Raw genomic sequence first — 21,376 nt, 5'->3', positions numbered from 1 at the left:
TTAGCAGGCGTGGGCCGCGCCGGCGGCTTTCTGGTCCACCAGCGTGGGCGACTTGCGCACCAGGTCCGACACCTGGCCGTCGATGATGTGGACATTGCGCTGCGAGCGCACGGCCAGCTCCGGATCGTGGGTCACCATCAGGATGGTGGTGCCCTGGGCATTGATCTCTTCGAGCAGTTCCATAACGCCGCGCGCCATCTGGGTGTCGAGATTACCGGTGGGCTCGTCGGCCAGCAGCAGCTTGGGCGAGCCGGCAAGGGCGCGCGCAATGGCCACCCGCTGCTGCTGGCCGCCCGACAGCTCTGCCGGGTAGTGCTTCATGCGCGAGGCCAGTCCCACCTTGGCCAGTGCGTCCTCGATGCGTTCCTTGCGTTCGGCAGCGTTAAAGCCGCGGTAGCGCAGCGGTACGTCCACGTTATCAAACAGCGACAGGTCGGGAATCAGGTTGAACCCCTGGAAAATGAAGCCCAGCTTTTCGTTGCGCAGGCGCGAGCGGGCATTGTCGTCCATGCCCTTGACGTTGACACCGTCGAGCACATACTCGCCATCGGTGAATTCCTCGAGCAGGCCCGCAATGTTAAGGAAGCTGGTCTTGCCCGAGCCTGAAGGGCCGGTGACGGTCACAAATTCGCCCTTGTTGACCTGGATTTCAAAGCCGCGCAGGGCGTGCGTTTCGATCATGTGGGTGCGATAGACCTTGCTCAGATTTTTCATGCGCAGCATGGGATCTCCTGTTGGTGTTGTTGAGTGCTTACTTGTTGATGGAAACGCGGGCGGCGTTTGCGAATGTATCGGTGCCGGAGACCACTACCTGGTCGCCGGGCTTGAGGCCCGCAAGGATTTCGACCGCCGAGATGCTGGTGGCGCCAAGCGTGATGGGGGTGCGCACGGCCACGCCATCCTGCATCAGGTAGGCGAAGCGTCCGCCTTCGCTCTCCACAAACGGGCCACGCGGCAGCAGCAGGACGTTGGGTTTTTCTTCGATCAGCAGGCGGGCGCTCACGCGCTGGCTCTGGCGCAGTCCTTTGGGTTGGGGGCCGTCAAAGCGCACGCGCGCCAGTACCTGGTTCTTGACCACTTCCGGCGACAGGGCAGACAGCGTGCCGGTGGCGGTGGTGCCGCCCAGCTGAATTTCCGCCTTCATGCCAAGGCCCATGTCTGCCACGTAGCTCTCCGGGACTTCCAGCTCCACCTCCAGGCGCGACAGGTCGACCAGCGTCATGAGCGCCACGTTGGCCGCCACCACGCTGCGGTTTTGCACGGACAGCGTGCCGATGAAGCCGTCCACGGGGGCGCGCACCGTCAATTCGTCCACGCGGCGCTGGGCGTTGGCCATGGACAGGCGCTGGCGATCCAGTTCATTGACCTTGGTCTTGAGCGACAGGCCCACGTCGTCGTTTTCCAGCACCGCGGCCTTGGAGGCATGGCGGGCGCGAATCTCGGCCGAGCTCAAAGCATCCTTCGCTTTCTGGAAGTCGATCTTGGCGATCACGCCTTCGTTGGCGACAGCCTGGTAGCGTTCCAGCGTGCGCTGGGCGGACAGGCGGTCGATTTCAGCGGTGTCGGCCTCGCGCTGCGCCAGCAGCTTCTGTTTGCGGGCCAGGATCTGCTGGCGCGCCACCTCGGCCTCCAGCTGCTGGTAACTCGATTGTTCGCGTTTGAGCGCGTCCGACAGATCGGGCGATTCCAGCACCGCCAGGACCTGGCCGCGCTTGACGGTGTCGCCGGCTGCCACTTTCAGGGTCACGGTGGAGGGGGCAGTGGAGTACAGGGTGGGACTCACTGCCGCGACCACGCGGCCATTAACGGCAGCGTCGCGCACCAGGGTGCCACGCGTGACTTCAGCGATCCGGATGCGCGAAGCGTTGATGGAATGCTCGCTTGAGCGCCAGCTGGAAACCAGGAAGACACTACCGAGCGCCACGGCCACGGCGGCTGCAGCAAATATCGCGCGCCGCTTGTTCTTGTGCGCGGCCGGCACGGCAATGACGGCGTCTTGGGATGAGGTATCGCGGATCATGGGCATCAATGTTGAAAGCAATGCACCTCCTTATGCAGGAAGCGTGCCAGATGCTAAGTCGTTGATATTGCAGATAAAGTAATGCCGCGTTCGCTGTCCGGCGTGTCCGTACAGGCAGGCGCGGACGGCGGACGGACGCAGCGGCGACAGAGGTGGGCCGGTCATCTGGCGCGCACGGCTCTTTTGCGCCCCAGCTCTTTTGTTTTGTCAAATTGGCCACATATGGCCATCTCACGCCCATAAGATGAAGGTTGTATGTCCGCTTTTGTATCGAGGCTTGCGCAATTGGGCAGGCAGGCAGGGATCGGAATGAAGCGGTGGTTCCGCGTGACCGAGCCGGAACCGCTGGACTATCCATTCAGCGAGACGGATATCGCCGAGCTGCATCGGCTGCGGGACACAGGACAGGCGGCCATCGATGACGCAACGTGGAAAGACCTGCTGCTATCGCAGTATTGCGCGCAGCTGTCGCATGAGGTAAGCATCTTCGGCCAGCAGGCTTTGTACCAGCGGCTTCGGACAGGCATGGCGGAGGGCAGCGTGACGCGGGTGAAGGAGTTCATCGCCAACCCCCAGCTGCTGGAGCAAACGCGCAGCACCTGCAAATCGCTGCGCCATGCGGATACTGAAATCGCAGCCTTGCTGTTTGAGGAGCCCTCGCCGGTGGCGCCAGCCTGGGCAGGGAAGGTGTGGTTCTTGCCGATACTGCTGGCAGCAGCAGTGGCGGCGTCGCTCTGGTACCAGGCCGCTCTTATCGTTGTGGTGGTGCTGCTGTATTTTTTGATGGCCAACCAGATGCGCTACCACCGCGCGGTGGAAGCCTGGGCGCGCTCCAACGTATCGCTGCAGATGCTGCTGCGGGTCGTTTCGCTGCGCGGCGGCGAGGATGCGGCCAGGGCTGGCGTGATCAATCGCGGCATCACGCGCTCGCCCTATGCCGCCCTGACGCCGGGGCTGTCCGCGTACCAGGACTGGTTCGCGCTCAAGAATGTGAGCCATTTTTTCAGGTGTCACCAGCTGATTGCGCTGCACAAGGGCTTCCTCCAGCGCTGTTTCCTGGAGATCGCGAGCCTGGAGGCCGACGTGGCACTGGCGCGGCATCTGCTGCACACGCGGCTGTGGTGCTGGTCAGGCCTGGCCGCGCGCGACGCAATGGTGCTGGAAGGCGCGGTCCATCCACTGCTCGGGGAGGCGCAGCCGATGACGGTGCAGTTGGCCGAGCGCGGCGCTTTCATCTCCGGCCAAAACGGCATCGGAAAAAGCACACTGCTGCGCACCATTGGCATCAACCTGGTCGGCGCGCGTGCTTTCGGCTTCTGTTACGCGAGCCGGGCGTGCGCATCGATGCTGCCGGTGTATTCGAGCATGCAGAGCGAAGATTCAATCCTGGGCGGCGAAAGCCTGTACATGGCCGAACTGCGGCGCGCCAGGGAACTGCTGGCCGCCGCCGACGGCCCGCATCCGGGCGTTTATCTCATTGACGAGATATTCAGGGGCACCAACCACCTGGAGTCGGTCTCTGCGGCGGCGGCGGTCCTCAACGTGCTCGCTGCGAAGGGGCTGGTGGTGGTCTCGTCTCACAATCTGATGTTGGCATCCTTGCTCGGTCACCGGCTCGCGCCCATGTGCGTGGCAAAGGATGTCCATGGCCAGCTGTCGCTGTCACCGGGCGTTCTGGCACATACCAATGGCATTGCCCTGCTGGCAGAACGCGGCTTTGGTGCGGAAGTGGAGGCTGGCGCGGCGCGCGTGTTCGACTGGCTTGATGGCTATCTCGCCCATCCACCGCACGCCGCGCTGGTGCTCGCCCCCGTTTCCGAAGCGCGCCGGGCCTGATCGGGCGGGCTATTTCTCACGTTTGAGCGGCTTGCCCTTGTCGATGATCTCGCGGCAGTCGCCCCGGCGCGTGGCGTTGTCGTAATTGGACCAGCCGTAGCTGTCCACATAGCGCGTGTGTTCTCGAAAATGCTCGTTTGCGAAGCTGCGCTCAGGCCGCTCGCCCGGATAGCGTATGTCGCCCAGGTCCAGCAGCGTATGAAACGCGTTTTCGGTCGACAGGCGAGCCTTGCGGTGCTTGCGCAGGAGCGCTGCCTTGTCGGGCCGGTCGGCCAGGTAGGCATCGGACAGCCAGACAAAGGCCGGCACATGGAAGTCATATTGCGTATTGTGGCCGTGGAACACCAGCTTGCAGCTGTTGTCGTACAGGGCTTGCCCGTGGTCGGCCATATACATCATGGCGCTGCGCTGGCCCGATTGCTTCAGTCGCCCAATCACAGTGGCCAGAAACCAGTCGGTGTACAGGATCGTGTTGTCGTAACTGTTGTTCAGTTTTAGCTTGATCTTGATGTCGGTCACAACTGGCTTGTCTACGCCGAACAAGGAAGGTTGCCAGCGGTCGAACTGTTCGGGATGGCGCTGGCTGTAATTCCAGTGGCTGCCCAGCGTGTGCAGCACGATCAGTTTTTTCACGGCCTCGTCGGCAATGGCATGGTTCAGCGGGCCGAGCAGCACATCGTCGAAGTTGGAGTGGTTGGTAAAGCCGCCCAGATTCAAAAACTGGACTACGTCGGCTTCTTTGGCAAACACGGACACGGGGGTATCAAACTCACCAAATGACACTTGATTGGACAGCCAGAAGGTCTTGAATCCCGCTTCCTTGTAAGCGGTCAGGAAGGACTTTTCCGAAAAACCATTTTTCAGGCTTTGCGTGGCCGGCTTACGCGAAATCATCACGGGGACGGACAGGCGCGTGGCCGAGACGGAGGTGATCACGTCCGGAAGATTAATGAGGTTGGCCTCTTTGTTCAGCAGCGGGTTGGTGTCGCGCGCGTAGCCGTTCAGGCTCCAGCGGTCGGCACGCGACGATTCGCCAATGACCATGAGCACGATTTCCGGCCGGGAGTCGGCTGGCTGCTGGCGCGCGCCGAACGAAAACTTGCTGTTGCGCTCGCCAAGCTCGGCCAGGTACTGGCGTTCCTTGTAAAAGGCGCGGCCACGGGCTGCAAGCCCGAATGGCCACGAGTTGGCTAAGGCATCGTATTCCACCGGCAGCTTGGCCATGTGGGGTAGGGCCGGCAATTTCATGCCGGTAAGGTTTGCGCCGGGTACCGGCCTGTCCTGAGGGGGAATGGAAGGCTTTACTGCGGGGCGGGCCGACTTCGCTTGTGCGGCCTGGGACGCGCCATCCGCCCCCTTCGCAGACGCGGCCTCGGAGACTGCATGGGCGCCCTCCACGCGTGCCGATGGCGTGTTGCGGGTGCTCGCACTGCTGTTGGCAGGAATGGTATGCGCCGCCGATTGTGCCACCGCCGGAGCTGTGGGCTTGCCGGCGATGCCGAATTCGTACCCATACGCCAGCACGCCAGCGCCGACGCCCAGCACCGCCAGCGCCGCCCAGCGCGACGCGTCGTCCCAGTCCAGGTCGCGCGTGAGGATGGCCGCGCGCCACGAGCTCACCAGCCATGCCAGGGATGTCAGCATCACCGCCAGCATCAGCCAGACGGTGCTGCCCAGAAACTCCATCGCTTCGCTGGGGCTGGTCTCGGCAATAATGCCCAGGTGGTGGGTCGAAATGCCCTGGCCGTAATACGTATACAGATAGATCTCGGTGGGCAGTGCCAGGAACGCCGGGATCAGCAGCCAGTGAAAGTAGGCCGGGCGCTTGAACACAGCCCACACCGCCACCCACGCCACGCACGCCACGCCCAGCACTTGTCCCGGCCGTTCCAGAGGCTTGCCCAGCAGCAGCGGCACAAATGGCACGGCCGACAGCGCCAGGTAGGTCAGCAGCAGATACAGATTGGCGGGGCGGCGCAGCAGTGCAAGCATGGAAGCAGGGCGGACAGATCGTGAGGAGGCCGTATTATCAGCCGGTTTGCCGCGCCCCGATACTTTTTTCATTGCGCCGGGCCAGCATTGGCGGGTAGACTTCCTGTATCCCCTGCCTGTGTCCGGATGGCCACGCATTACCCGTCCCCCGGCCGCCTTCGCCCCGCAAAGTTCCCCGCTGGCCGGTAAACAAGTTGACCAGCCCTGCCATCCCCCTTATACTCGCGAGTTCTCGAATTTATTCTGCACATCGTGTGCGCACCCCAGCCGCTCCCTGCGAGTGGCTTTCGGCGCCTCCGCAGCAGGTTTGTTCCGGACTCAGTTTTAGTCCCCGGGCGTTTGCCCGGGTTATTCACGTTGTAATTTTGTTGGATTAATAACGATGCCAACCATCAATCAACTGATTCGCAACCCACGTGTCGCCCTGACCGTGAAGAGCAAATCGCCGGCGCTGGAAAACAGCCCGCAAAAACGTGGTGTTTGCACCCGTGTGTACACGACGACTCCAAAGAAGCCAAACTCGGCTCTGCGTAAGGTCGCCAAAGTTCGCCTGACCAACGGTTTCGAAGTCATTTCGTACATCGGCGGTGAAGGCCACAACCTGCAAGAACACAGTGTCGTGCTGCTGCGCGGCGGCCGTGTGAAGGACTTGCCGGGTGTGCGTTACCACATGGTTCGCGGTGCACTGGATACCCAGGGCGTTAAAGACCGTAAGCAAGCTCGTTCCAAGTACGGTACGAAGCGCGCAAAAGCTGGTAAGAAGTAATTTACTTTTTACCCATTAGATAGTTGAACCGGCCGTACCTGGTCGAGTAAGTGGATGGTTATGATGGCCACCCGCGAGTGCTGCCTCAGCGCGCTCAACTGAAGACTGAAAGGAATTGAAATGCCACGTCGTCGTGAAGTCCCCAAACGCGAGATCCTGCCTGATCCAAAATTCGGCAACCAGGATGTCGCAAAATTCGTCAACGTTCTGATGTTGTCGGGTAAGAAGTCGGTTGCTGAAAACATCATCTACGGTGCGTTCGAGCACATCAAGCAAAAGTCCGGCAAGGACCCGCTTGAAGTATTCGCTACTGCGATCAACAACGCCAAGCCAATGGTCGAGGTGAAATCCCGCCGCGTTGGTGGTGCCAACTACCAGGTGCCAGTGGAAGTTCGTCCAGTACGTCGTATGGCGCTGTCCATGCGTTGGTTGCGCGAAGCCGCAAACAAGCGCAGCGAAAAATCCATGCCGCAACGTCTGGGTGGTGAATTGATGGAAGCCGCTGAAATGCGTGGCGGTGCAATGAAGAAGCGTGACGAAGTTCACCGCATGGCTGAAGCGAACAAGGCGTTCTCGCACTTCCGCTTCTAATCAAGTGGCCATTCCCGGGTTGCAACAGACCCGGGCGCGGTTCGCATCTGTTGTTCGAGGCCGGGGGCATTTTGAATTCAAAATGCCGCTCGGTTTTGTCCATTAAAAGATTTAGGAATAATTATGGCACGCAAGACCCCCATTGAGCGCTACCGCAATATCGGTATCTCCGCTCACATCGACGCTGGCAAGACCACCACGACCGAGCGCGTCCTGTTCTACACGGGCGTGAACCACAAGATCGGCGAAGTGCATGATGGCGCGGCCACCATGGACTGGATGGAGCAGGAGCAGGAACGCGGTATCACGATTACCTCGGCTGCAACGACTTGCTTCTGGAAGGGTATGGCTAACAACTTCCCTGAGCACCACATCAACATCATCGACACCCCGGGCCACGTTGACTTCACCATTGAAGTTGAGCGCTCGATGCGCGTGCTCGACGGTGCCTGCATGGTTTACTGCGCTGTGGGCGGTGTTCAGCCTCAGTCGGAAACCGTTTGGCGCCAGGCTAACAAGTACAAGGTGCCACGTCTGGCCTTCGTCAACAAGATGGACCGCACCGGTGCGAACTTCTTCAAGGTCTACGAGCAGATGCGCGCTCGCCTGAAGGCCAACCCGATCCCGCTGCAGATTCCTATCGGCGCTGAAGACAACTTCAAGGGTGTGGTCGACCTGGTCAAGATGAAAGCCATCTACTGGGACGACGCGTCGCAGGGCATGAAGTTCGACTACCGCGAGATTCCTGCGGAGCTGGTCGAGCAGGCCAACGAGTGGCGCCTGAAGATGGTCGAAACCGCTGCTGAAGCGACCGACGAACTGATGAACAAGTACCTGGAAGAAGGCGATCTGTCGGAAGAAGAGATCAAGGCCGCCCTGCGCCAGCGTACCATCGCGTCGGAAATCGTTCCCATGATGTGCGGCACCGCGTTCAAGAACAAGGGCGTACAGGCCATGCTCGACGGCGTGATCGAATACCTGCCATCGCCAGTGGATATTCCACCAGTGGGCGGCACGGACGAAGATGACCAGCCAACGACCCGCAAGGCTGCCGACGACGAGAAATTCGCCGCGCTGGCATTCAAGATCATGACCGACCCGTTCGTGGGCCAGCTGATCTTCTTCCGCGTCTACTCGGGCACCATCAATTCGGGCGACACCGTCTACAATCCGATCAAGAACAAGAAGGAACGTCTTGGCCGTATTCTGCAGATGCACGCCAACCAGCGCGAAGAAATCAAGGAAGTACGCGCCGGCGACATCGCCGCAGCCGTGGGCCTGAAAGATGCAACCACGGGCGAAACCCTGTGCGATCCATCGGCCATCATCACGCTGGAAAAGATGGTATTCCCTGAGCCGGTCATTCAGCAGGCTGTTGAGCCGAAGACCAAGGCTGACCAGGAAAAGATGGGCCTGGCCCTGAACCGCCTGGCACAGGAAGATCCTTCGTTCCGCGTCAAGACCGACGAAGAGTCGGGCCAGACCATCATCGGTGGTATGGGCGAGCTGCACCTGGAAATTATCGTTGACCGCATGAAGCGCGAATTCGGCGTCGAAGCGACCGTCGGCAAGCCACAAGTGGCTTACCGCGAGACGATCCGCAAGGTGTGCGAAGAGTCTGAAGGCAAGTTCGTCAAGCAGTCCGGTGGTCGTGGTCAGTACGGTCACGTGGTGCTGAAGATCGAGCCGCAAGAGCCAGGCAAGGGCTTCGAGTTCGTTGACGCCATCAAGGGCGGCACCGTTCCACGCGAATACATCCCTGCAGTTGAAAAGGGTGTGCGCGGCACGCTCAACACCGGTGTTCTGGCCGGCTACCCAGTGGTGGACGTCAAGGTCACGCTGTTCTTCGGTTCGTACCACGATGTGGACTCGAACGAAAACGCGTTCCAGATGGCCGCGTCGATGGCATTCAAGGACGGCTGCCGCAAAGCATCGCCAGTCATCCTCGAGCCGATGATGGCTGTGGAAGTGGAAACGCCGGAAGACTACGCCGGTACCGTGATGGGCGACCTGTCGTCCCGCCGTGGTATGGTGCAGGGCATGGACGAAATCCCGGGCGGCGGTGGCAAGATCATCAAAGCCGAAGTGCCTCTGTCGGAAATGTTCGGTTACTCGACCTCGCTGCGTTCCGCAACGCAAGGCCGTGCAACCTACACGATGGAATTCAAGCACTATTCGGAAGCGCCTAAGCACGTTACCGATGCAATCGTGACGGCCAAGAGCAAGTAATTCGTTAGTCAGAAAAATCTAGTCAGTTGAGGACAGAGCACAAGCGTGAACACCGTGCTCTGTCCCGCAAATAATAAACTTTAAGGAACTTGAAAAATGGCAAAAGGTAAATTCGAACGGACCAAGCCGCACGTCAACGTCGGCACCATCGGCCACGTCGACCACGGCAAGACCACCCTGACTGCAGCTATCGCTACCGTTCTGTCGAAGAAATTCGGCGGCGAAGCAAAAGCTTACGACCAGATCGATGCAGCACCAGAAGAAAAAGCACGCGGCATCACCATCAACACCGCCCACGTCGAGTACGAGACCGCCAACCGTCACTACGCGCACGTTGACTGCCCAGGCCACGCCGACTACATCAAGAACATGATTACCGGTGCTGCCCAGATGGACGGCGCGATCCTGGTATGCTCGGCTGCTGACGGCCCAATGCCACAGACCCGCGAGCACATCCTGCTGGCACGCCAGGTTGGCGTTCCTTACATCATCGTGTTCCTGAACAAGTGCGACCTGGTCGACGATGCAGAACTGCTGGAACTGGTTGAAATGGAAGTGCGCGAGCTCCTCTCGAAGTACGAGTTCCCAGGCGACGACCTGCCAATCATCAAGGGTTCGGCACGTATGGCCCTGGACGGCGACGCCGGCGAAATGGGCGAGCAGGCCATCATGGCCCTGGCCGAAGCACTGGACAGCTACATCCCGACGCCAGAGCGCGCTGTGGACGGCGCCTTCCTGATGCCAGTGGAAGACGTGTTCTCGATCTCCGGCCGCGGTACCGTGGTGACCGGTCGTGTTGAGCGCGGCATCATCAAGGTTGGCGAAGAGATTGAAATCGTCGGCATCAAGGACACCGTCAAGACCACCTGCACCGGCGTGGAAATGTTCCGCAAGCTGCTGGACCAGGGTCAGGCTGGCGACAACGTTGGTCTGCTGCTGCGCGGCACCAAGCGTGAAGACGTGGAGCGTGGCCAGGTTCTGGCCAAGCCAGGTTCGATCAAGCCGCACAACCACTTCACCGGCGAGATCTATGTGCTGTCGAAGGACGAGGGCGGTCGTCACACCCCATTCTTCAACAACTATCGCCCACAGTTCTACTTCCGTACCACGGACGTGACCGGTTCGATCGAACTGCCAGCGGACAAGGAAATGGTCATGCCAGGCGATAACGTGTCGATCACCGTCAAGCTGATCAACCCGATCGCGATGGAAGAAGGTCTGCGCTTCGCTATCCGCGAAGGTGGCCGTACCGTTGGTGCAGGCGTTGTTGCAAAGATCCTGGGCGAAGCGTCGAAGTAATTCGATAGTAAGTTCGGCGTGACAGGAGCGGGCCACGGCCCGCTTCTGTTTGTTTTACGGTAGCACTCACATATTGCCGGTGCCTCGCAGCCCGGTTCGCTCTTTAAGGAAATACCATGTCCGCACCAAACCAGAAAATCCGCATTCGCCTCAAGGCTTTCGATTACAAGCTGATCGACCAGTCCGCCCTGGAAATCGTCGAGACCGCCAAGCGTACCGGCGCCGTCGTCAAGGGTCCGGTTCCACTGCCAACCCGCATCCAGCGTTTTGACGTGCTGCGTTCCCCGCACGTGAACAAGACTTCGCGCGACCAGTTCGAGATCCGTACCCACCAGCGCCTGATGGACATTGTCGACCCAACCGACAAGACCGTTGACGCACTGATGAAGCTGGACCTGCCAGCTGGCGTGGACGTCGAGATCAAGCTGCAGTAATCACCACCGTTTCCTGCCTCGCGCTCGCGGGGCATTCAGGGCCGGAGAGGTTCGCGCACAACGCGAATGTCTCCGGCCCTGATTTTTTGTGGCGCCTATGCAGGCGGTACTAGACATTCGTGTCTAGACAAGATATTCTACTTCTACACCAACCATTAGAGGAGATCATCATGCTGCAACTACCCCACCGTTTTATGCTGGCCCCGGCTGTGCTGCTGGCCCTGGCAGGCTGCGCGGCGCCTGCGCTGGCTGCCGACGCCGACCGCCCGGCCGTCGCTGATTTCAATAGCTGCGCCAAGCCCATGTACCCCAAGGACGCGCTGGCCAACAAGCGCGAGGGCACCGTGACTGTTGCCTTCCTGGTGGGCACCGACGGCAAGACCGAGGATGCCAAGGTCAAGACCTCAAGCGGCCATGCCGACCTTGACGAGGCAGCGCGCGTAGCCATTGCCAAATGCCGGTTCAGCCCGGCCATTAAAGGTGGCGAGGCGGTCAGGTCATGGCAGCCTGTCCAGTATGTGTGGACCCTGAAGTAAGTCGACCGGTTTGCGCAATGCACATGCCGCACCCCGCCATACGGGCTGCGGCATTGTTACTTCAGGCGAAATGATTCGCTTGCGCTACTTGTAGACAAGCAGCTTGTAGGCCCCGGAACCGCTGTAGGAATACACGGTGATCCGGTAGTAGCCGGCCGACGCCGCGTAGGAAATCACTTCGCTCGATGTGTGCGACTCACTTGCAGCCGCCTTCGCCCAGGCGCTGCCATTCCAGCGTTCGAGCAGCAAATCGAAGTCGGCCGTCGACGGTCCGATCAGGGTGGCCTTGATGGTGCCGCCCGCGTATTCGAACCAGGGAGCAGGGTGGATGACGCGGGCCCCGGCTGCCAGCGAACCGGTGTAACTCACACCGGCCCCGGCTGCGCCAACATCAAAGGAAATCGTCCTGGCCGGCGTGCTGATGTTATGGAGCGCCAGTCCCGAGCCATAGCCATTCGACCATTTGGAGTTGGTGCCGCGCGCCGTCAGGGCATTGGGCAGCGTGTCGCTGAAACTCTTGGTGGCGGCGCCGTCGAACAGATCCGTTGCGTCGCCGCGGTTCACGTTGTACTCCGGATCACGCCGCCCATCGGCGTGTTCCATCTGCACATAGGGCTTCCACTCGCTGCTGTTGTCACCGCTCGGGTCGGTGTGGAAAATGGCCAGGCCCTGGTCCGGCTGATACAGGTTCTGGTCGCTCTTGTGCAGGGCTTCCACATAAAACGCTTCACTTGGGTTACCCGGATTGCTCCAGCGATACAGGGAGTGGCTGCCCGAGGTATGACTCAAGCGCCCGGTGGGCGGCGTGCGGTTGATGGCGGGATTGAGTTCGGTCACACTGGCCCAGCCGGACAGATAACGAAAGAATCCGTTGGGCGGCACTGGCCGGAACTGGCTCTGGTAACCCACGCCACCGGTGCCCATCAGGCAAAAGTCGGCCACCGATCCTTCTGAGCTGCCGTCGTAATCGTACAAGTCTGGCCAGTCCATGAGCAGATGGCCCGTTTCGTGGGCAAAGGTGCCGATAGCCAGCTGCGGCCCCATGTCGGAAATCTGGTAGGTGTTGGTGCAGATACCGTTCGAGCAGAACTGGGGCCACAAAGTTCCCATATGCGGCCACAAGCCCTTGGCCCACGGACTGTTGGCTTGGCCGGCGTAAAAAAAGTTGAGGCCCTTGATGCGGTTGTAGCTGTCCCTGCTGAGCGTGGCGAAGTCGAAGTTCTGCGCTTTCAGCCAGTTCAGGGCCTCGGTGATCAGCTCTTGCGAGCGCACGCCCGAATCCAAACTGGCATCGGCGTAATAGGACTTGGGACGCCGCGCCCGGTAGTAGCGGGTGACCGTATTCTGGTAGTCGAGCTTGCCGCCCGAAACGCTCTGGAAGTAGCCGCGTACGGACTGGGCATTGCCGAAGCCGGTGTAGGGCACATCATTGAGGAAGGACGACACTTGTGCCTGGCTGATCGTCGCCGGCGCGTCGGAGAAGTCGATGATGACGGTAAGGCCACGCATGGCGCCAGTGGCGACCGCCATGGGCGACATGCCCGTTGATGCGGCCTGCGTGGAAGCCTTGCGCAGCTTGTCATTGGCCGCCTCTGGCGCATGCCCGTGCAGCTTTTGATAACGCTGGCGTGCCTTCAATGCCTTTGCCGCAGTGCTCAGGCCCGGCTGCTTGTCCATCTTGCCGTTCATGCTGCGCAGCTGCGCATTGCTCGCCAGGACGCCCGTGGAAACGAGGGCAGTGCCCGCCGCATTCACGTGCGCGTAGCAAAACCCCTTCTTCGCCGGGTCGTAAATGATCAAGGCACCGTCGGCGGTCCGTTCTTCCGCATAGTAGTCATTGCCGTCCACAAGCACGCGCAACACTTCGCCGCTCGGCTGTTGGAAGTTGTAAGCGTGATTGTTGTACGGAATGCCCGCCTGGACACCCAGGCTGGCCACGGCCAGCAACAGCGCAGCGGCCAGGCGCATCGTTTTACCTGTCATTCTCAACCTCTATAAATTTAACAAACCAGCAAGGTTGCACGAGCTTGCAGCCGCTGTCTTGTGCCGGCGTCGTCGTCATTACCGCGAAATCGGCATAGCCGGCGCGTGGCGGATTGATGCGCCGAAAACAAATATCGGTGGGGATGAAATTTCAGGCTTGAAACAGGATATACTGTGCGCCCTGCCCGAAATGGCAGACAGGCTCCCTACTTATTGCCGGTGCACCCCGCCCGGTTCGCTCTTTGAAGGAATTACCATGTCCGCAGCAAACCAGAAGATCCGTATTCGCCTCAAGGCTTTCGATTACAAGCTGATCGATCAGTCCGCCCTGGAAATCGTCGAGACCGCCAAGCGTACCGGCGCCGTCGTCAAGGGTCCGGTTCCACTGCCAACCCGCATCCAGCGTTTTGACGTGCTGCGTTCCCCGCACGTGAACAAGACCTCGCGCGACCAGTTCGAGATCCGTACCCACCAGCGCCTGATGGACATTGTTGACCCAACCGACAAGACTGTTGACGCACTGATGAAGCTGGACCTGCCAGCTGGCGTGGACGTCGAAATCAAGCTGCAATAAGTCTTCTCACCATCCGCGCGGCACTGCGCGGAGGTAACGGGGCCGGACTACGTCGCACATGCTGCGCACGGGTCCGGCCCCGTTTGTTTCAAGGGTGGCGTGCCTGCCGTCCACGCCCACAGGCGCTTACAATGGCAAGCGTGACCCTCTCTCCTGACTCCTATATTGTCCTCGCCAATGCCGTGCTTGTTGCGCATGTGGGGGTGGTGTTGTTCATTATTGGCGCACTGATCCTGACGCTGATGGGCGGCTGGCTGGGATGGGCATGGGTGCGCAACTTCTGGTTCCGCGCCATGCACCTGGCCGCCATTGCCTACGTCGCCATGGAGGCATGGCTCGGTATCGTCTGCCCCCTGACCACGCTTGAACTCTGGCTGCGCCTGCGCGGTGGGCAGCTGACCTATGAAGGTGACTTCATTGCCTTCTGGCTGCGCGAGCTGCTGTTCTTTGAAGCACCGTCCTGGGTGTTTATTGCAGCCTATTCCTTATTCGCGCTGCTTGTGCTGGTCAGCTGGGTGCTGGTCCCGCCGCGCCGGGGCCGCTCCTGACAGCGGCCCACCGTCACACTCCCAAGATATCCATTTTCTGAATGGTGGTGATCATAAAATGATGTTTTACTTATTCCTTGGCTTGCACTACATTGGGTACAGCTTCACCCAATCATCGTTGTGCCAACAGGGAGATTTTTATGGGCCGCGCTACCGTCTGTGAACTATGCAAGAAGCCTTCACCAGCGACATTTCTGAGTAGCGGAGCATTCTATGCGGGACTACTGGGGGCACTCGTCGGCACGATTGCCGTGGGACCGCACTTTGTGTCCTGGTCTCTTGGCGAAATCGCCGCAACCGTTGCCGCATGCGCCCTCGTCTTCGCGGTCACCGCGTCCGTGTTCCTTTGGATCTTCTGTGAGCATGGCGAGGGCTGCGATGCCGACATGGATCTATGTGACGCAAGCGACACAGGTTACGACTGGGGTGATTTCGACGATTGAGCGGAAACGGCCCGCGCGGGTGACCCGGCGCAGACGATCCGAACAAACGGGAATCATCGCACCGCCAGCCGAATCGCTGGCGCATAGCGCAGAGCCGTAGCGATGAACTGGTCATTGCGCTTTCCTTTCTGACCAACTCGCCCGCGGCGACGGCGGCGGTAGCCGCTGCTGCATCGCCTTTGACACTGTGGCGTATTTCAACACGAATGGAAAAACGCTGGAGCGGCGAACATGTTTGCCGTATATTTGTGTAAAAATCCTTTCACTGAACCGGTGTGTGAATAAATATTTGCATCAAAGGAGGTGGGCAACAAGGCCATTGCGCAACAGCAGAAAAGAAGAATCCGGACCGCGACCGTAGTCCGGCAATAGCGGAGACAACAACAATGAAGACAAAAAATCTGGTCAGGAAACTGTCGCTACTAAGTGCACTAGCACTGGGCAATACGGCGTTGGCAGCCTGCCTTGCAACCGAAACAGAACCCAACAATACCGACACGCAGGCCAATTCTGGCCTGTGCTCGGGAACGGCCGTATCCGGCACGATCAGTTCCAGCAGCGACTACGACTGGTTCCGGTTTGAAGTCCCCGCTACAGGGACAATCTCAATCAGCATGTCGCACGCGGCCGGGATCGATCTAGACTGGTATCTGTACAAGGCAACGGGCAGCTACGTGGCCTATCGTTCCACTTCCAGCAATCCCGAAACAGGCAGCTACAACGCCACTTCCACCGGCACCTACTATTTGCGCGTCAAGCGCTACGCCGGCACAGGGTCGTACAGCCTCAATGTCACGCTCCCGGGCGGCGGCGGTGGTACGCCAACGGCGTGCACGCTGCCAAGCAAGGTCAATCTCGGCAAGACAGGCAACGCGACGCCCAAGGCCAGCACCACCATCGGCGGCACGGTCATGATGGGTGGCGGCCCGGACGTGGATGAAGCCATTAAATGGATGATCGCGCGCGCAGGCGGTGGCGACTTCGTGGTGCTGCGTTCCACTGGTACCAATGCCTACAACGAGTACATCTACGGACTTGGGGGCGTCAACTCGGTCCAGACCCTCCTGATCACCAACACCACCCAGGCCAACGACGCCTGCGTGGTGCAAACCATCAAGAATGCTGGCGCGGTCTTCATGGCCGGCGGCAACCAGGCCGACTACATCAATTACTTCAAAGGGCAGGGCGTCGGCAACGCCCTCAATTACCTGATCGGCACCAAGCGCGCGCCCGTGGGCGGCACCAGCGCCGGCATGGCTATTTTGGGGCAGTACTACCATCCGGGCGGCGCGCCTGATACCACGGCAGTGCTCCAGAATCCCACCGCGGTCACGATTGGCAACAGCTTTCTCGCCAATCCGCTCCTGGCCAACCTGGTGACCGATACCCACTTCACCGAGCGCAACCGGCAGCCGCGGCTCGCGACCTTCATGGCAAGCAGCATCTATAACTACGGTGCTGGGTGGGCCGCGATGAGCGGCGTGGGTGCGGATGAAAACACGGCCGTGGCGATTGATGCGGCAGGCGCAGCGCGGGTGTACGGCACCGGCAATGCACTTTTTGTGCGCGGCACCAACAGTCCTGAAGTGCTGCAGCCTTCAACGCCCCTGACCTGGTATCGCGCAGGCGACGCGCTGCGGGTGTACAAGGTGCCAGGCACCGCCACGGGCGCCAACAGCTTCAATCTCGTCAACTGGACCGGCAGCGGCGGCACCACCGGCTACTGGAGTTCCAACAACGGCGCATGGGCGACCAAATGAGCGCGGCTCATCACAAGGAGAAGATCATGCAACGAGTTTTCACACTGGCGGTGCTGTCGGCGGCCGTCCTTCTGGCGCCGGCGGCCAGCGCATCGGTCAAGCAGGATTATGTATTCCGCGCCACGCCGGGAGTTCATGAAGTGAAGTACTTCCACGGCTGCTACGACAGCGAAGACATCGTCAAACGCCGGCGCATCAATGTCGTCATGACTGGCGTGGCCTCGACCGATGTCGATGTCGAGGCCAGGGCGGTGGAGGCAGGCCAGCCTTCGACAGAGATGATCACCCTGCGCGTCAAGGGAGCCGATGCCAGCATCAAGCTGCAGTTTCGCAGCAATGATGGCCCCCATTGTCAGCAGGGTGTACACAGCATCACCTTCACCGACAAGGTGGTGCATGCGCCGGCGCAGCTGGGAATCAAGCGTTAGCGGGACAGCATAAGCAAAGGGCCGGTCAGTCTCCGCTTGATCGAGACGGCCGGCGCTGTCCCGCACCCGCGTCTGGTCCGTACAGCCACGCCGACAGCGCATCGGTCAGCCGTGCTGCCTTGGCCACGTTTTCCTTGTTCGACACCATCAGCGCCACAACCAGTGCTTCGATGATCGCCATGGCCGCGGTTGCGCTGCTTGGCAGGACCGGATGCTCGCTCTGGGCGTAGACTGCATGCGTGGCCAGGCCGGCCAGCGCCGAAGCCGGCGAATCGGTGATCGATACGATGCACGCATTGCGCTCGCGCGCAAACCCTGTCAGGCGGATCACGTCCAGCGAATAGCGGGGAAACGAGATCACCACCAGCACATCGCGCTCCGTGATATGGGCCAGGTGGCCGGCCGCGATCTCGGTCCCGCCCTGGCCGGCCACGTCGATGACATGCTGGCAGAAGGGCTGCAGGTGCAGTGCCAGCATTGCCGCCAGCTGGGATGACAGGCCAAATCCCATCACGTACACGGTGCGTGCCTTGGACAGGGCGCTGACAATGGCGTCGAGCTGCGCCGCGTCCAGCGACTGCTTGCAGGCGTTGAGGTTTGCTGCGGCGTACTCCAGGCTTTCGAGCGCGGGATGGGTGCCGCCGGCCGGACGTCCGATATTGTTGCGCAGCTTTTCCACCGGCTGCAGCACTGACTGCAGCGTGAGTGCCACCTCGTTGCGCATGGCCGAATAATTCTTGAAACCGATGTCACGCGCGAAGCGGCTGATACTGGCGGTGGAGACCTTGCAGTGTTCCGCCAGTTCTTCGATGCCCCATGCCGTGACCCTGATCTGGTTGCGCAGCAGGTAGTCGGCAATGGCACGATTGGCAGCCGAGCCTTCTGCCAGCACCTTGAGCAGCGTCCCTCCCAGCGGCGACTCGGCAAACGCCGTCACGGGCGACTGGAAGTCGGCGGCGGGAACATCATTTCTCTTTGCATTCATACCTGGATCGGTCTCCAACCGTGCGGTCAACAGTGAACGTACCCCGGCCACGGTATGAAAGCCCGTGCACCGATGGCGGACATCATACATGCAGCGGCTTCTGTCTGGACCTCAGGCGTCAGGTTCGCCAAGGGGCAGGCGCCGAATGCCAAATTTTTATGCAACGTGCCTGGCTGCACATATAATTGCCTGCCAACGCCAATTCACGAGGAGACAACGCCATGCGCCGCTTATCAATTGCCACCGGACTAACAGTCGCGCTGCTGACTTCCTCGTGTGGTGGTGGCGGCGGGCCGACCGAGCAGGACATCAACAATTCGCTCAACGCCACGCTGCAATCGGTGGCGGGCGACTGGACCGGCATTGTCAACGGTCCCAATGCGATTCGGCTGGAATTCCGGCTGCAGGAAGGCAGCAATGGGCAGGTCAGCGGCACCGGCACCATGAAGGAAGAAAGTGCACCGGCCGCCGTTCCCATCACCGTGACGGGCACCTTCCAGCGGCCCGCGCTCACGCTGGTGTTTGACGGCATGGTCTACGAGACGCGCCAGGTAAAAGGCTCGGCGCAGGGCAATTACACCACCGTGGGCGGCATTGGCACGACGCTGACCATGACCGCGCCTGGCTATTCGCGGGACGTGCAAATTCTGTTGCAGGAAAAGTGAAACCCGCCAGCCTGCGTGGCCGCGGGATTCATTGACGCATGCGCAGGCAGCCGTGATACTGGCGCTTTACATTGATAGGTCAAGCGATGCCCGGCACCATCCTCATTGTCGAAGACGAACTGGCGATTGCCGACAGCATTGCCTACGCCTTGCGCACGGACGGTTTCACGCCCGTCCATGTGGCGCTTGGTCAGCAGGCGCTGGAACTGTTGCGCAGTGATGCGGCGCCCGCGCTGATCGTGCTTGACGTGGGCCTGCCGGACATGAACGGCTTCGAGGTATGCCGTTCGCTGCGCCAGTTCTCCAATGTGCCGGTGATTTTCCTGACGGCGCGCAGCGACGAAATCGATCGCATCGTCGGTCTTGAAATTGGCGCCGACGATTACGTGACCAAGCCTTTCTCGCCGCGGGAACTGGTGGCGCGCATCCGCGTGGTGCTGCGGCGCCTGGCCCCGGCGCCCGTGCCCGCCCCGGCGCCGGCACGCTTCGAACTGCGGGCGCTGGAGGCGCGCATCATCTACTGTGGCCACACGCTCGACCTGACGCGCTACGAATACCTGCTGCTCAAGACACTATTGGAGCATCCCGGCCACGTGCTTTCGCGCGCCCAGCTGATGGACCGCGTATGGGCTGATGCGCCGGACACGCTGGACCGCACAGTGGATGCGCACGTGAAGTCCCTGCGCGCCAAATTGCGCCTGATCGATCCCGCCACCGATCCGATCCACACGCACCGTGGTATGGGATACAGCCTGCTGCGCGCATGAAAATCGGCCTGCGCATCCTGCTCGGCTACTTCCTCATCGTGGGACTGGCCGCGTGGTTCCTGCTGACCGTGTTTGTGCAGCAGGTCAAGCCGGGCGTCCGCGCCACGCAGGAAGATGCGCTGGTGGACACCGCTCATCTGCTCGCGGTCATTCTCGCCGACGACGTCAAGGCCGGTACGCTGAGTGAATCGGTTGTCATCAGCCGCATCAACGCGCTGCGCAAGCGCACGGTGGATGTGCGCATTGCTGGCTTTTCCAGGCCCGACGTGGCGCTGCGCTTCTACATCACCGATACGCGCGGCATCGTCATCTACGATTCGGCAGGCCAGGACGTGGGGCGTGACTATTCGCGCTGGAACGATGTGTACCTCACCTTGCGCGGCAAGTATGGCGCGCGCAGTACCCGCGCCGGCTACGACGAAAACAGCACTGTCATGCATGTGGCGGCGCCGGTCAAGGATGGTGACCGCATCATCGGTGTGCTCACCGTGGCCAAGCCCAATCTGGCGGTGCAGCCGTTCGTGGAGCGCAGCCAGAAAGTGATCCGTGAGCGGGGCGCGCTGTTGCTGATCATGTCGCTCCTGATCGGTGCGGCATTTGCGTGGTGGCTGTCGCATTCGCTCAACAAACTGATGCTGTATATCTCCGCCGTCGAAGAAGGCAAGAAGGTGGCGCTGCCGGACCTGGGTAACAATGAGTTTGGCCGGCTGGGGCGGGCGCTGGCCGCCATGCGTGCAAAGCTCGAAGGCAAGGAGTACGTGGAAGAACTGATGCACACCATGGCCCACGAACTGAAAAGCCCCATTGCCGCGATCCAGGGTTCGGCCGAGTTGATGCGCGAAGAGATGCCGGCGCACGAACGCGCGCACTTCCTGTCCAACATCCTCAACCAGAACGCGCGCCAGAAGCAGCTGATCGACAAGCTGCTGGCGCTGATTCGCGTGGAAAAGCAGCAGCACCTGGACGCGCCGGGGCAGGTGAGTCTGCGCGAGCTGGCAGCGCAAGTGCAGGACGATTGCGCCGCGCGCCTTGCCGCGCGTGACCTCACCTTGTCCTTGACGGCGGACGACCTGACGGTGCCCGGCGACGCGCTGCTGCTGCGCCAGGCGCTGGGCAACCTGCTCGATAACGCCATCGATTTTTCACCCCAGAGCGGCAAGATCGCGCTGACAGTGTCCCGGCTCGATCACAGCGCCGTGATCACGGTGCGTGACGAGGGCGAAGGGATTCCCCCGTTTGCGCAGGAGCGGCTGTTCGAGCGCTTCTATTCCCTGCCGCGGCCGGACGGCGCCCGCAGTACCGGGCTCGGCCTGCCATTTGTGCGAGAAGCCGTGGCCCTGCACCGTGGCAGTGTAAGTGTGGCAAATGGCGAACACGGCGGCGCCGTGGCCACTGTGGTGCTGCCGCTTGCTTAGTGCCTCACTCCCGGATGCCGCAGCCAATTTGCGTTGACGCAATTTGAGATGCTGGGTTAGACTCCGCGGTTACGTTCCGCGCATTGCAACTGCGCAACGGCATTA

Annotated in this window: 20 protein-coding genes; 15 read left to right on the top strand and 5 right to left on the bottom strand. The window is 60.9% G+C overall.

All coding sequences use genetic code 11. The features are described from left to right. Together KY495_RS06720 and KY495_RS06715 are read right to left on the bottom strand one after the other, a co-directional pair. A complete protein-coding gene (locus tag KY495_RS06720) occupies positions 1-723 on the bottom strand; it encodes an ABC transporter ATP-binding protein (RefSeq protein ID WP_219882921.1) in 723 nt (240 codons plus the stop codon). A 28-nt stretch (positions 724-751) separates the two neighbouring features. Then, the gene (locus KY495_RS06715; protein ID WP_229518516.1) at positions 752-2,041 is read right to left on the bottom strand and encodes an efflux RND transporter periplasmic adaptor subunit; all 1,290 of its coding nucleotides are present in this window, start codon (positions 2,039-2,041) and stop codon (positions 752-754) included. A 288-nt stretch (positions 2,042-2,329) separates the two neighbouring features. Here KY495_RS06715 and KY495_RS06710 point away from each other — a divergent pair, with 288 nt between their 5' ends. Continuing rightward, positions 2,330-3,856, top strand: coding sequence for a DNA mismatch repair protein MutS (locus KY495_RS06710; protein WP_219882920.1), 1,527 nt, complete (start codon positions 2,330-2,332; stop codon positions 3,854-3,856). 9 nt (positions 3,857-3,865) lie between these two features. On the opposite strand, the gene KY495_RS06705 is transcribed toward KY495_RS06710, so the two are convergent. Further along, positions 3,866-5,848: a phosphoethanolamine transferase gene (locus KY495_RS06705; RefSeq protein WP_219882919.1), complete on the bottom strand. Its 1,983-nt coding sequence runs from the start codon at positions 5,846-5,848 to the stop codon at positions 3,866-3,868. A 382-nt stretch (positions 5,849-6,230) separates the two neighbouring features. Here KY495_RS06705 and rpsL point away from each other — a divergent pair, with 382 nt between their 5' ends. The 6 genes from rpsL to KY495_RS06675 all read left to right on the top strand — a co-directional run bounded on the left by rpsL (position 6,231) and on the right by KY495_RS06675 (position 11,703). Further along, a complete protein-coding gene (gene rpsL, locus KY495_RS06700) occupies positions 6,231-6,614 on the top strand; it encodes a 30S ribosomal protein S12 (protein WP_025603541.1) in 384 nt (127 codons plus the stop codon). Between the two features lie 120 nt (positions 6,615-6,734). Then, complete coding sequence (gene rpsG, locus KY495_RS06695; RefSeq protein ID WP_054265804.1) at positions 6,735-7,205, top strand: 30S ribosomal protein S7; 471 nt, start codon at positions 6,735-6,737, stop codon at positions 7,203-7,205. A gap of 123 nt (positions 7,206-7,328) precedes the next feature. Then, positions 7,329-9,434, top strand: a complete 2,106-nt coding sequence (gene fusA, locus KY495_RS06690) for an elongation factor G (RefSeq protein ID WP_219882918.1) — start codon at positions 7,329-7,331, stop codon at positions 9,432-9,434. A gap of 96 nt (positions 9,435-9,530) precedes the next feature. Continuing rightward, positions 9,531-10,733: an elongation factor Tu gene (gene tuf, locus KY495_RS06685; RefSeq protein ID WP_219882917.1), complete on the top strand. Its 1,203-nt coding sequence runs from the start codon at positions 9,531-9,533 to the stop codon at positions 10,731-10,733. Positions 10,734-10,849: 116 nt separating this feature from the next. Continuing rightward, entirely contained in the window at positions 10,850-11,167 is a 318-nt protein-coding gene (gene rpsJ, locus KY495_RS06680; protein WP_010394389.1) for a 30S ribosomal protein S10, read from the top strand. 170 nt (positions 11,168-11,337) lie between these two features. Further along, positions 11,338-11,703, top strand: a complete 366-nt coding sequence (locus KY495_RS06675; RefSeq protein ID WP_219882916.1) for an energy transducer TonB — start codon at positions 11,338-11,340, stop codon at positions 11,701-11,703. An 84-nt stretch (positions 11,704-11,787) separates the two neighbouring features. Here the strand turns inward: KY495_RS06675 and KY495_RS06670 are convergent, their stop codons facing one another. Next, positions 11,788-13,686 carry a M6 family metalloprotease domain-containing protein gene (locus tag KY495_RS06670; RefSeq protein WP_219882915.1) on the bottom strand — a complete coding sequence of 633 codons (1,899 nt, stop codon included), beginning with the start codon at positions 13,684-13,686 and terminating at the stop codon, positions 11,788-11,790. A gap of 256 nt (positions 13,687-13,942) precedes the next feature. Here KY495_RS06670 and rpsJ (KY495_RS06665) point away from each other — a divergent pair, with 256 nt between their 5' ends. The 5 genes from rpsJ (KY495_RS06665) (at position 13,943) to KY495_RS06645 (ending at position 17,439) form a co-directional block, all read left to right on the top strand. Next, positions 13,943-14,260: a 30S ribosomal protein S10 gene (gene rpsJ, locus KY495_RS06665; RefSeq protein ID WP_219882914.1), complete on the top strand. Its 318-nt coding sequence runs from the start codon at positions 13,943-13,945 to the stop codon at positions 14,258-14,260. A gap of 131 nt (positions 14,261-14,391) precedes the next feature. Continuing rightward, positions 14,392-14,808 (top strand): DUF2784 domain-containing protein, encoded by a 417-nt coding sequence (locus KY495_RS06660; RefSeq protein ID WP_219882913.1) that lies wholly within the window; start codon positions 14,392-14,394, stop codon positions 14,806-14,808. A 140-nt stretch (positions 14,809-14,948) separates the two neighbouring features. Further along, positions 14,949-15,251: a hypothetical protein gene (locus tag KY495_RS06655; RefSeq protein WP_219882912.1), complete on the top strand. Its 303-nt coding sequence runs from the start codon at positions 14,949-14,951 to the stop codon at positions 15,249-15,251. Between the two features lie 386 nt (positions 15,252-15,637). Next, the gene (locus KY495_RS06650; RefSeq protein WP_219882911.1) at positions 15,638-17,011 is read left to right on the top strand and encodes a pre-peptidase C-terminal domain-containing protein; all 1,374 of its coding nucleotides are present in this window, start codon (positions 15,638-15,640) and stop codon (positions 17,009-17,011) included. A gap of 26 nt (positions 17,012-17,037) precedes the next feature. Further along, positions 17,038-17,439 (top strand): hypothetical protein, encoded by a 402-nt coding sequence (locus KY495_RS06645; protein WP_219882910.1) that lies wholly within the window; start codon positions 17,038-17,040, stop codon positions 17,437-17,439. Positions 17,440-17,464: 25 nt separating this feature from the next. Here KY495_RS06645 and KY495_RS06640 read toward each other — a convergent pair whose 3' ends face one another. Next, positions 17,465-18,424, bottom strand: a complete 960-nt coding sequence (locus KY495_RS06640) for a MurR/RpiR family transcriptional regulator (RefSeq protein WP_219882909.1) — start codon at positions 18,422-18,424, stop codon at positions 17,465-17,467. Between the two features lie 221 nt (positions 18,425-18,645). Here KY495_RS06640 and KY495_RS06635 point away from each other — a divergent pair, with 221 nt between their 5' ends. From KY495_RS06635 to creC, 3 genes are all read left to right on the top strand, one after another. Continuing rightward, complete coding sequence (locus KY495_RS06635; protein WP_219882908.1) at positions 18,646-19,089, top strand: hypothetical protein; 444 nt, start codon at positions 18,646-18,648, stop codon at positions 19,087-19,089. Positions 19,090-19,175: 86 nt separating this feature from the next. Next, the gene (creB, locus tag KY495_RS06630; RefSeq protein WP_219882907.1) at positions 19,176-19,856 is read left to right on the top strand and encodes a two-component system response regulator CreB; all 681 of its coding nucleotides are present in this window, start codon (positions 19,176-19,178) and stop codon (positions 19,854-19,856) included. Further along, complete coding sequence (gene creC / locus KY495_RS06625) at positions 19,853-21,271, top strand: two-component system sensor histidine kinase CreC (RefSeq protein WP_219882906.1); 1,419 nt, start codon at positions 19,853-19,855, stop codon at positions 21,269-21,271. The genes creB and creC overlap by 4 nt, the downstream gene beginning before the upstream one ends. The last annotated feature ends 105 nt before the right edge of the window (positions 21,272-21,376 follow it).

Origin of the sequence: Massilia sp. PAMC28688, from assembly GCF_019443445.1 — a bacterium.
GTDB lineage: Bacteria > Pseudomonadota > Gammaproteobacteria > Burkholderiales > Burkholderiaceae_D > Telluria_A.
The sequence above is the reverse complement of the archived record's forward strand: the minus strand, read 5'-3'. Positions and strand labels throughout refer to the sequence as shown.